Origin of the sequence: Teichococcus aerophilus (assembly GCF_014490485.1) — a bacterium.
GTDB lineage: Bacteria > Pseudomonadota > Alphaproteobacteria > Acetobacterales > Acetobacteraceae > Pseudoroseomonas > Pseudoroseomonas aerophila.
The window spans coordinates 1-11091 of the sequence record NZ_JACTVA010000057.1 but is presented as its reverse complement, the minus strand read 5'-3'; the positions used below and the strand labels follow the sequence as shown (position 1 = coordinate 11091).

The 11091-nt window shown below is 68.1% G+C and carries 12 protein-coding genes; 5 read left to right on the top strand and 7 right to left on the bottom strand.

Going from position 1 to position 11091, the window contains the following annotated elements; all coding sequences use genetic code 11:
* The first annotated feature begins 118 nt into the window (after positions 1-118).
* From IBL26_RS21730 to IBL26_RS21710, 5 genes are all read left to right on the top strand, one after another.
* Positions 119-991 carry a D-amino-acid transaminase gene (locus tag IBL26_RS21730; protein ID WP_187786614.1) on the top strand — a complete coding sequence of 291 codons (873 nt, stop codon included), beginning with the start codon at positions 119-121 and terminating at the stop codon, positions 989-991.
* The gene (locus tag IBL26_RS21725) at positions 988-1653 is read left to right on the top strand and encodes an HAD family hydrolase (RefSeq protein WP_187786613.1); all 666 of its coding nucleotides are present in this window, start codon (positions 988-990) and stop codon (positions 1651-1653) included. The genes IBL26_RS21730 and IBL26_RS21725 overlap by 4 nt, the downstream gene beginning before the upstream one ends.
* A gap of 135 nt (positions 1654-1788) precedes the next feature.
* On the top strand, positions 1789-2136 hold the full coding sequence (gene hfq, locus IBL26_RS21720; protein WP_187786612.1) for an RNA chaperone Hfq: 348 nt from the start codon (positions 1789-1791) through the stop codon (positions 2134-2136).
* A gap of 22 nt (positions 2137-2158) precedes the next feature.
* Positions 2159-3463, top strand: a complete 1305-nt coding sequence (gene hflX, locus IBL26_RS21715) for a GTPase HflX (RefSeq protein WP_241749671.1) — start codon at positions 2159-2161, stop codon at positions 3461-3463.
* A 58-nt stretch (positions 3464-3521) separates the two neighbouring features.
* Positions 3522-4343: an inositol monophosphatase family protein gene (locus IBL26_RS21710; protein WP_187786611.1), complete on the top strand. Its 822-nt coding sequence runs from the start codon at positions 3522-3524 to the stop codon at positions 4341-4343.
* Between the two features lie 25 nt (positions 4344-4368).
* Here IBL26_RS21710 and mazG read toward each other — a convergent pair whose 3' ends face one another.
* The 7 genes from mazG to IBL26_RS21675 all read right to left on the bottom strand — a co-directional run.
* Positions 4369-5160: a nucleoside triphosphate pyrophosphohydrolase gene (gene mazG / locus IBL26_RS21705; protein WP_187786610.1), complete on the bottom strand. Its 792-nt coding sequence runs from the start codon at positions 5158-5160 to the stop codon at positions 4369-4371.
* A 37-nt stretch (positions 5161-5197) separates the two neighbouring features.
* Entirely contained in the window at positions 5198-5989 is a 792-nt protein-coding gene (locus IBL26_RS21700; RefSeq protein ID WP_241749670.1) for an MBL fold metallo-hydrolase, read from the bottom strand.
* On the bottom strand, positions 5979-6770 hold the full coding sequence (locus IBL26_RS21695; RefSeq protein ID WP_187786609.1) for a TatD family hydrolase: 792 nt from the start codon (positions 6768-6770) through the stop codon (positions 5979-5981). Before IBL26_RS21695 ends, IBL26_RS21700 begins: the two co-directional genes overlap by 11 nt.
* Positions 6770-8314 carry a methionine--tRNA ligase gene (gene metG / locus IBL26_RS21690; RefSeq protein ID WP_456316416.1) on the bottom strand — a complete coding sequence of 515 codons (1545 nt, stop codon included), beginning with the start codon at positions 8312-8314 and terminating at the stop codon, positions 6770-6772. Before metG ends, IBL26_RS21695 begins: the two co-directional genes overlap by 1 nt.
* Before the next feature lie 7 nt (positions 8315-8321).
* Positions 8322-9329, bottom strand: coding sequence for a DNA polymerase III subunit delta' (locus IBL26_RS21685; protein WP_187786608.1), 1008 nt, complete (start codon positions 9327-9329; stop codon positions 8322-8324).
* Positions 9326-9964, bottom strand: a complete 639-nt coding sequence (gene tmk, locus IBL26_RS21680) for a dTMP kinase (protein WP_187786607.1) — start codon at positions 9962-9964, stop codon at positions 9326-9328. The genes IBL26_RS21685 and tmk overlap by 4 nt, the downstream gene beginning before the upstream one ends.
* Before the next feature lies 1 nt (position 9965).
* On the bottom strand, positions 9966-11091 hold a 1126-nt coding region (locus IBL26_RS21675), incomplete at its 5' end, for a D-alanyl-D-alanine carboxypeptidase family protein (protein ID WP_187786606.1).

Genomic DNA, 11091 nt, shown 5'->3' with positions numbered 1-11091 from the left:
AGGGCGGCTTCACGCCCCGCCCGTTTCCTGCGCTCGGGTCACGACCGGGCAGCCCATTGCCACCCTCGCATGATGGGGCGAAGGTAACGCCCCCGATCATCAGGATAGAGTCCCGCCTATGTCCCGCATCGCCTATGTGAATGGCCGCTACGTTCCGCAGCGTGAAGCCAGCGTGAACATCGAAGACCGCGGCTACCAGTTTGGCGACGGGATCTACGAGGTCGTCCACCTCTACAATGGCCGCTTCATCGACGAGGACCGGCATCTCGACCGGCTGGAACGCTCGCTGAAGCTGATCAAGCTGCCGATGCCGCTGACGCGCGCCGCCCTCTCTCACGTGCTGAAGGAAGTGGCGCGGAAGAACCGGGTGACGGAGGGCCTGCTGTACATGCAGGTCACGCGCGGCGTGGCGCACCGGGATCATCCGTTCCCCAGCCAGCCTGTCCCGCCCGCCCTGGTAGTGACCGTGAAGCGCATCAAGCCGTATCCGGCCAGCATTACCGGCTGGGGCGGCAACGCCATCACCCTGCCGGACCTGCGCTGGGCGCACCGGGACATCAAGAGCATCAACCTGCTGCCCAACGTCCTGGCCCGCCAGGCGGCGAAGGAGCAGGGCGCGGTCGAGGCCATCCTGTACGAGGAAGCCACCGGCATCGTCACCGAGGGCGCCGCGACCAGCTTCTGGATAGTCGACGAGAACGGCGCCATCCGCACCCGCGCGCTTTCCCACGCCATCCTGCCGGGCTGCACCCGCAGCGCGCTGATGGCCGAGCTGAAGGAAGCCGGCATCGCCTTCGATGAGCGCGCCTTCACGCTGGACGAGATGAAGCGCGCCCGCGAAGCCTTCATCACCTCCGCCACCTCCTTCGTGAAGCCGATCCTCAAGATCGACGGCGCGCCGGTTGGCGACGGTACGCCCGGCCCGGTGACGACCAAGCTGTTCGAGATCTTCGCCCGCCATGTGAAGGGCGGGGCCAAGAACGCCGCATGAGCCTGCCCGCGCCACGCGCCATCCTCTGGGATTGGGACAACACGCTGGTCGATGCCTGGGCCGGGGTGCAGGCGGGCATGAACGCCGCGCTGCGCGCCTTCGGACTACCGGAATGGTCGAAGCAGGAAGTCCAGGCCCGCGCCCGGCTCTCCCTCCGTGAGGCCTTCCCGCCCTTGTTCGGCCCGGAATGGGAGAAGGCGAGGGACCTTTTCTACACCGAGGTCCGCGCCCGGCACCTGGAGCTGATTACGCCCCTGCCGGGGGTGGCCGAGGCCCTGGCGGCCGGTGCCGCCTGGCCGCAGGGCGTCGTGTCCAACAAGCAGGGGCCGATCCTGCGGGCGGAGGCGGCGCATCTGGGCTGGGCGCCGCGCTTCGGCGTGTTGGTCGGCGCTGGCGATGCGACGGCGGACAAACCCGCCGCCGCGCCAGTGCTGATGGCGCTGGAAAAGCTGGGCGTCGCGCCGGGGCCGGAGGTCTGGTTCATCGGCGATACGGGGGTCGATATGCAGGCCGCCCGGGCCGCCGGATGCTCGGCTGTCTTGCTAGGCGATGCGTCCCACGACGGCGGGGTTGAGGCACTGGCCCCGGATGCCCATTTTATCGATGGCCACGCATTGGCCATGCGGCTGGTTGGGCTTGCCAAGACACCCCACTTCGCATGATCTTGCGCGCGAACCGGTGTGCATTCCGTACACCGGGGCGGCGTCGCGCATCCAGTTCATATACCACCGGGGGGCCAACGAGCCTCAAGGAGAACGAAAGCGGCTCGCCAAGAAGAAGAAGAAGGACCGAGCCTTATGGCCGTCGAGAAGTCCCAGAACGTGCAGGACGTGTTCCTGAACCACGTTCGCAAAAGCAAAACTCCTGTGACCATCTTTCTGGTCAATGGCGTCAAGCTCCAGGGTATCATCACCTGGTTCGACAACTTTTCCGTCCTGCTGCGTCGGGACGGGCACACCCAGCTGGTCTACAAGCACGCCATCAGCACCGTCATGCCGGGCGCGCCGATCATGCTGTTCGATGCCGCCGCTGCCGGCGCCGGCGCCCCTGCCCAGACGACCGGTGCAGGCGCGACCGCGACCGTGACGCGTGAGGGCACCATGACACTGCAACGCGAGGTCAACCCTGTCGGCTCCTCCGACTGATAACGCCACGGGCGGCAAGCCGATGCTTGCCGCCGTGCTGCTGCCGCATGAGCGGCCCGCCCGTCTGGCCGGCTCCGAAGCCGGCATTCTTGCCTTTCCTGACCAACGCAGCATCAGCCGCGCCGCGGAAGCGCGCCTGGCTGAAGCTGTGGGCCTTGCCGCGTCCATCGGCCTGACCATCGTGCACAGCGCGGCCTTCCCGCTGCGCACGCGCCGTCCCTCCACCCTGATCGGGGAAGGGCAGGTCGAGGCCGCGAAGCTGGAGATCGAGGAGCATCAGGTCGGCGTCGTCGTCGTCGACGCCGCGCTGACGCCCGTTCAGCAACGCAACCTGGAACGCGCCTGGGGCTGCAAGGTCATCGACCGTACCGGCCTGATCCTGGAGATCTTTGGCGAGCGCGCCCGCACCCGCGAGGGCACCTTGCAGGTCGAGCTGGCGCATCTGGAATACCAGCGCACCCGCCTCGTCCGGTCCTGGACCCACCTGGAGCGGCAGCGGGGTGGCTTCGGCTTCCTCGGCGGCCCGGGTGAATCGCAGATCGAGATCGACCGCCGTCTCATCGGCGACCGGATCGTGAAGCTGAAGAAGGAACTGGAGCAGGTGCGGCGCACCCGCGGCCTGCACCGGTCCGCGCGCACCCGCGTGCCGTTCCCGGTGGTCGCGCTGGTGGGCTACACCAACGCCGGCAAGTCCACGCTGTTCAACGCCCTGACCGGCGCCGAGGTCTATGCGCAGGACCAGCTCTTCGCCACGCTGGACCCGACCATGCGGGCGATCAAGCTGCCCAGCGGCCGCACCGTCATCCTCTCCGACACCGTCGGCTTCATCAGCGACCTGCCGACTCAGCTGATCGAGGCGTTCCGCGCCACGCTGGAGGAAGTCGCCGCCGCCGACATCATCCTGCATGTGCGGGACGTGGCGCACCCGGACAGTGCGTCCCAGCGCAGCGACGTGCTGGAAGTGCTGGACGAGATGGCCACAGGCGAGGACCCGACGCTGGACGAGAACTGGATGGGCCGGACCATCGAGGTGCTAAACAAGGCCGACCTTCTGGGCGGCGTTGCCGGCATCCCCGGTACCGACGCCTCCGCCATCGCCGTATCGGCGCTGACGGGGGAGGGGCTGGACGCGCTGAAGGCAGCGCTGGACGAGCGCCTGGCCGCGGGGATGGAGACGGTGGAGTACGCCGTGCCGCCCGCCGATGGCGCCCGGATCGCCTGGCTGTACCAGCATGGCGAGGTGCTCTCCCGCCAGGATGGCGACGACAGCATCCAGCTGACCGTCCGGCTGGCCCCGGCCGACCGCGCCCGCTTCGAACAGAACTGAGGCGTGCTGCCGCCGGCTGCGCCCAGCCGGCGGCCTCACTGCCCGAGGAAAGGCTCCCATGCGCTTTGACCACCGGATGGCGACGGATGTCGCGATGCTGCTGCGCGATGCCTCCCGCACCGAGATCCTGCCACGCTTCCGCCGGCTGACCGCCGGGGCCATCCGCACCAAGTCCAGCCCGATGGACCTGGTGACCGATGCCGACGAGGCAGCGGAACGGCAGATCACGCGCGAGTTGCTGGCACGCTTCCCCAATGCCGTCGTGGTGGGCGAGGAAGCCTGCGCGGCCGACAAGGGCCTGCTGGGCAAGCTGGCGGGGGCCGACTTGGCCTTCGTGGTGGACCCGGTGGACGGCACCGCCAACTTCGCCGCTGGTGTGCCGCTGTTCGGCTGCATGGCCGCCGCCATCGTGAAGGGCGAGGTCGTCGCGAGTTGGATTCACGACCCGCTGGGCGACGATACCGCCATCGCGCTGCGGGGCGAGGGGGCTTGGATCGAGCAGGGGGACCACCGCGCGGATCTGCGCGTCGCGGCCCCTGTGCCGGTCGAGCAGATGATCGGCGCCGTGTCCTGGACGTGGCTGCAGGAACCGCTGCGCAGCCAGATCACCTCGCGGCTGTCCCGCCTGGCCTCCGGCGTGCAGTTCCGCTGCGCGGCGCATGAGTACCGGCTGGTTGCATCCGGCGGCGCGCACCTGACGGTGTATAACCGGCTGATGCCATGGGACCACTTGCCGGGCTGGCTGCTGCACCGGGAAGCCGGCGGCTACAGCGCCCGCTTCGATGGCAGCGAATACCTGCCGACGCATACCGGCGGCGGGCTGATCGCCGCGCCGGACAAGGCCAGCTGGCAGGCCATCAAGGCCGCGCTGCTGGACTGAGCCGCGCCTGAAAGGGAAGGGGCGCTTAGCTTTCGCGCCTCTTCACATCCTGCCATGCGGCTTCCATGCCCGGCAGCCCGGCATCGGCCGGGGTCTGGCCTTGCTCGGCCAGCAATTCTTCCACCGCGTTGAAGCGGCGCTCGAACTTGGCGTTGGCGGCATGCAGGCAGGTCTCGGGGTCCAGGTCCAGCTTGCGGGCTAGGTTGACCATGACGAACAGCATGTCGCCCAGTTCGTCCTGCATGCGGGCCTTGGACGCCGCGGGGAGTTCGGCACGCAGCTCGGCCGTTTCTTCCGCCAGCTTCTCCAGCACCTCCTCGGGCCCGGTCCAGTCGAAACCGACACGGGCGACGCGGCGGGAAATCTTGAGGGCACGGGTCAGGGCGGGCAGGGCGGTCGGGATGCCGGCCAGGGTGCCGGTCTCGCGCCGGGCGTTGCGCTCGGCCTGCTTCTGCACCTCCCAGGCGGCAACCTGCGCCTCGGCATCGCGTGCGGCGTCCTCGCCAAACACATGCGGATGGCGGCGGACAATCTTGTCGGAGATCGTCTCGGCGACCGCGGCGAAGTCGAAGGCACCGGCTTCCTGCGCCATCTGGGCGTGATAGACGACCTGGAACAGCAGGTCGCCCAACTCATCCTGCAAGGCCGGAACGTCGCCACGGCTGATGGCGTCCGCGACCTCGTAGCCTTCCTCGATGGTGAAGGGTGCGATCGACGCGAAGTCCTGCACCTGATCCCATGGGCAGCCATCCGGCGCCCGCAGCCGGGCCATGATGCCGAGAAGCCGTTGCAGGGCCTCGGAGGGGGTCGCGGTCATGAGCAGCCGTTATCCGTATAATATATGTTATGTAAAATCAGGATGAGATGTCGAGGAGCATGCCGTCATACGCGGCCTCGATTCCTGGCGGCAGATGCGCCTGCATCCAGGCCCAGTCCATGTCCGTGCCCATATGCGTCAGCACCGTGCGGCGCGGCTTCAGCCGCGCTACCCATTCCATCACCATGTCCAGATGCGCGTGGACGGAATGCGGATGGCGTTGGAAGCAGTCGACCATCCAGGTATCGACGCCTTCCAGCGCCGCGAAGCTCTCCTCCGGCATCCCCACCACGTCGGTGGAATAGCCGAAGCCGCCGACCCGCAGCCCCAGCGTGTCCAGCACCTTGTGGTCCTGCCGGAACAGCCGCACCGCCATGCCGGCGATCTCCACCACCTGCCCTGGTGCCACGATCCGCGGCTCCAGTGCCGGCCGGTAGAACACCGGCGCGGTCGAGGGCCGGAAGATGTACTCAAAGCGCGTCTTCAACTCGCCCAGGGTCCGCTCATCGGTGAAGACCGGAATGACGTCGCCCAGGCTGCGGTTCAGCGGCCGGATCTCGTCCATGCCCATGATGTGGTCGGCATGGCCATGCGTGACCAGCAGCGCCTCCACCCGGCCGATGCCGTTGGCCAGCAACTGGCCCCGCAGGTCCGGCCCGGCATCCACCAGCAGGCGCCGCCCATCGGTCGCTTCCAGCACGATCGAAGCACGGGTGCGGACGTTGCGGGGCTCCCTGGGATCGCATTGCCCCCAGTCGCCCAGCCCATCCGCGCCGCCGACCATGGGCACGCCGGCCGAACCGCCGCACCCCAGGATTTTAACCTTCAAGAACAACGGCCTCGGAAGCTTTCCTGAACAGAGAATAGAAGTTTTTGGTGGTCAGTTCGGCCAGCTCATCCGCCGTCATGCCATGCACCTCGCCCAGCACGCGGGCGGTGTGGGCGACGTAGGACGGCTCGTTTCGCTTGCCGCGGAACGGCACCGGTGCCAGGTACGGCGCGTCGGTCTCCACCAGCAGCCGGTCCTTCGGCACATCCCGGGCGATGTCGCGGATCTCGCCCGATTTCGGGAAGGTCAGGATACCGGAGAAGGAGACATAGCCACCCATCTCCAGCGCCTTTTCAGCTAGTCCGCGCCCGGAGCTGAAGCAGTGCAGCAGGAAGGGGAAGTCTCCCCCCTCCTCCCGTTCTTCCCGCAAAATCGTTGCGATATCGTCATCGGCGCTGCGGGCGTGGATCACCAGCGGCAGCTGGGTTTGCTGCGCGGCGCGGATATGCCGGCGGAAGCCATCCTGCTGCAGCTCGCGCGGGTCCTTGTCGTAGAAATAGTCCAACCCGCTTTCACCGATGCCGATGATGCGCGGGTGGTCGGCGGCGGCGACGATCTCCGCCACCTCCGGCAACGGCGCCTCGCCGACATTCTGCGGATGCACGCCGACGGTGCCCCAAACCTGCTTGTACCGCTCGGCCAGTTCCTTGACCTTGGCGGCCTGGGACATCCGCACGCCGATGGTCACCATCCGCCCCACGCCGGCTTCCCGGGCGCGGGCGAGGATCTCCTCGATATCGGCTTCGAAGTAGTCGAGGTGGCAGTGGCTATCGACCAGCATCAGACGGCGTCATCCAGGATCTTCTGGAACAGCGGGCTGGGCGGCGGCAACGGCGTGCCATCCGGCAGCGGCACCGCCAGCGCGTCCAGCGTGCGGGCATCGGCCGGTACCGCCAGCTGGTCCAGCATCCGCTCCATCGTATCCGGCATGAAGGGCTGCAACACCGTCGCCAGCGCTCGCAGCGCCGTATGCAGGTGACGCAGCACGGAGGCCATGCGCACCAGGTCGGTCTTCTTCAGCGACCACGGCTTCTGCGCGTCGATCCAGGCATTGCCGAGGCGGGAGACCGCCTGGATGCGCTCCAGCGCCTCATGGAAGGCCTGGCGGTTCAGCGCTTCGTCCACCCGCCCGGGCAGCGCCGCGGCGGCGTCCAGCAACTCGGCATCCGCTGGGTCCGGCTCACCGGTGGTGGGCAGCAGGCCTTCGCAGTTCTTCTGGATCAGCGAGAGCGTCCGCTGCGCCAGATTGCCAAGATCGTTCGCCAATTCACTGTTCAGGCGCTGAACCAGCGACTTGCGGCTGAAGTCGCCGTCATTGCCGAAGGGCACTTCCCGCAGCAGGAAGAAGCGCACCGGGTCCAGCCCGTACTGCTCCACCAGCGCGACCGGGTCGATCACGTTGCCCAGCGACTTGGAGATCTTCTGGCCTTCATTGGTCCACCAGCCATGCGCGAATACGCGCTTGGGCGTCGGCAGCCCGGCGGCCATTAGCAGTGCTGGCCAGTAGATGGTGTGGAAGCGCAGGATGTCCTTGCCCACGAAGTGGACATCGGCCGGCCAGAACTTCCAAAGAGCTGCATTTTCATCGGGGTAGCCGAGGGCAGTGATGTAGTTTGTCAGGGCATCGACCCACACATACATCACATGCGCTTCGTCCCCCGGCACCTTCACACCCCACTTGAAGGAGGTGCGGGAGATGGAAAGGTCGGACAAGCCGCTCTTCACGAAGCTCACCACCTCGTTCCGCCGCGTCTGCGGCGCGATGAAGTCGGGGTTCGCGTCGTAGAACTCCAGTAGCCGTTCCTGCCAGGCGCCGAGGCGGAAGAAGTAGGAGGGCTCCCTCACCCACTCGACCGGCGCGCCGGTCGGGGCGAATTTCTGCCCGTCCTTCTCGGTGATCTCGTCCGGGCCATAGAAGGCCTCGTCGCGCACCGCGTACCAGCCCTCATAGGCGCCGAGATAGATCTCGCCCTTCTCCTCCAGCCGCTTCCACAACGCGACGCAGGCTTCCTTGTGCCGCTCCTCCGTGGTGCGGATGAAGTCGTCGTTGGAGAAATTCATTGTCACGGCGAGGTCGCGGAACGCCTGGCTCACCTGGTCGGTGAAGGCCTGCGGGTCCATGCCGCGCGCCTCCGCGGCCTTTTCCACCTTTTGGCCGTGCTCGTCGGTGCCGGTCAGGAAATGGACCTGATAGCCGGACATTCGCTTCCAGCGCGCCAGCACGTCGGTCGCCAACGAAGTGTAGGCGTGGCCGATATGCGGCTTGTCGTTCACGTAATAGATGGGCGTCGTCAGATAGCAGCGCCGCTCGGTGGTCATGGTCATCAGGTCCTCAGCGCGAGGCCAGTTGCGACAGACCGGTCAAGACCGCCTGCTTGCGGTCCAGATTCAAGGTTTCGGTCTCATCGGCCAGGCGGCCCAGGGTGTCCCACAGGGAAGCCCACTCGGCAAGCGGCCTCGCGGCCAGATAAGGTGCAGCTTCATGGCCGCGTCCTGCCTCGCGTATGGCATGTGCCAGGGAGGAACGCAGCAGGTCCATGAAGGTGACCAGCGCGCTGCCATCCCGCTTGGCGGCCAGCTTGTCCGCCAGTTGGTGCAAGGCGCGCGGGTCCGGGTGCGGCAGCCGGGCGAGGAAGGCGTCCACCTCGGCCTGCAGGGTCAGTCCGTCGCTTTCCGCCAGCTCCAGCGCCCGGCCGGGGGCGCCCGCGGCCATGCGCCCGAGCGCGGCACGCTGGCCGGCGTCCAGCTCCGGTAGCCATTGCGCCAGCAACCGGTCCATCTCCGGCTCCGGCAGCGGGAACAGATCAATGCGCCGGCAGCGGCTGCGGATGGTGGGCAGCAGCCGATCCGGCGCCGCCGTGGTCAATAGCAGCAGCGCCCGCGGCGGCGGCTCCTCAAGCGTCTTCAGCAGCGCGTTCTGCGCCTCGGCGTTCATCGCCTCCATCTGCTCGACCAGCACGATGCGCCAGCCACCCTCAGCCGCCGTCAGGCTGAGGAAGCGCGGCACCGTCCGCACCTCATCCACCCGGATCATCATCTTCACGCCCTTCTCGCCCGCATTGGGCGCCAGGCTACGCAGATCGGCATGGCCGCTGGCGGCAACGCGGCGGAAGGTCGGGTCCGTCGGTGGCAGGTAGAGCGGCGGCGTCGCCTCCGGCCGCCCGGCCAGCAGCCAGCGGGCGAAGCGGTAGGCCAGGGTGGCCTTGCCGACGCCCTTGGACCCGGTGAGCATCCAGGCATGGTGCAACCGGCCGGTGCCGGCGGCATCGGCCAGGGCCTGGGCAGCGTGGTCATGGCCGAACAGATCCGGGTTGGCGCGGGGTTCCGGCGGCGCCGTCACAGCGCCAGCCCCAGCTGGTCGCGCAGCGCCAGGGCGGCGGCGGCGAACACGGCGTCCGGCCCCTGCGCCGCATCCATCAGGGTGCAACGCTGCGGGTTGGCGGCGGCAATGGCCTGGAAGGCCGCATGCACCCGTGTGTGAAAGTCCTGCCCCAGCCGCTCGAACCTGTCCGGCAGGCCGCGGGACATCGCCCGTGCCATGCCGGCTTCCGGCGGCAGGTCCAGCACCAGGGTCACGTCGGGCTCGAACCCCTCCAGCGCCACATCGGCCAGCTTCCGCCACACGGCCTCATCCAACCCATGGCCACGGCACTGATAGGCCAAGGTGGAATCGGCGAAGCGGTCGCACACCACCCAGATGCCGGCCTCCAGCGCCGGGCGGATGGTCTTGGCCACATGCTCGCGCCGGGCGGCGAACATCAGCATGGCCTCGGCCACCGGGTCCCAGCCGATCTGGCCATGCAGCATCAGGGCGCGCAGGGCCTCGGCCCCCGGGGCGCCGCCGGGTTCGCGCGTGCGCAGCACCGGCAAGCCGGCTTCGGCCATGGCCGAAGCCAACCGCCGAGCCAGCGTGGTCTTTCCAGCCCCTTCGCCGCCCTCCAGCGTGATGAAGCGCGCCTTCGGGGCCGCCATCATCTCAGCCGGAGATCCAGCGCCCGATCACCGCCGGGATGCGTGAGAGCACGCCCAGCTTAGACACATCCGCCCCGGCGTAGAGCGGCATGGTCATCGGCGGTACGCCCTGGCCGGACACGTCCAGCGAGCCGACTTCCTGCCCCTTGGCGATCGGCGCCGGGATCGGCCCCTCGTAGCGCAGCTTCACCGTCAGGTTGCGGCGCCACTGGCGCGGCAGCGTCATCACCAGGTCCTTGCCGCCGACCAGCGGCACCGTCGCGCGGTCACCCAGATAGACCGGTGCCTCTTCCACGGTGTCGGAGGCGCGGAACAGCACCACGTTCTCGAACTCGCGGAAGCCCCATTCCATCAGCCGCTCGGACTCCTCGCCACGCGCGCGCATCGAGCCCATGCCGTTCACCACCAGGATCAGCCGACGGTCGCCGCGCTTGACGCTGGAGGTCAGGCCGTAGCCGCCATCCTCGGTATGGCCGGTCTTCAGGCCATCGGCGCCGGGCACGCGGCCCAGCAGCGGGTTGCGGTTCTCCTGGCTGATGCCGTGCCACTGGAAGGAGCGGACGCTGTAGAGGTTATAGTATTCGGGGAAGTCGTTGATGATCCGCCGGGCCAGCGTCGCCAGATCGTGGCAGGTCATCAGGTGCTCAGGGTCGGGCCAGCCGGTCGAGTTGCGGAAGTTGCTGTTCGTCAGGCCGATCTTCTTGCCGTACTCGTTCAGCAGCTCGGCGAATTGCTGCTCGCTGCCGCTGATGCCCTCGGCCAGCACGATGCAGGCATCGTTGCCGGACTGCACGATCACGCCGTGCAGCAGGTCGTTGACGCTGATCTGGCTGCCCAGCTCCACGAACATCTTGGAGCCTTGCATGCGCCACGCACGCTCGCTGACCGTCAGGGTCTGGTCCAAGCGCAGGCGGCCCTGCTTCAGCATGTCGAAGACCACGTAGGCGGTCATCAGCTTGGACATGGAGGACGGATGCATCCGCTCATCCGCGTTCTTGTCCAGCAGGATGGCGCCGGTATCGGCATCGACCAGGATGGCCTGCTTGGCCTGGGTATCGACCGGCCCCAGCGGCGTGCTGGCGGGCGAGGTCGGCGCCGCCGGCGTGGCGGGCGCGCGCCCGCGCGGGGCG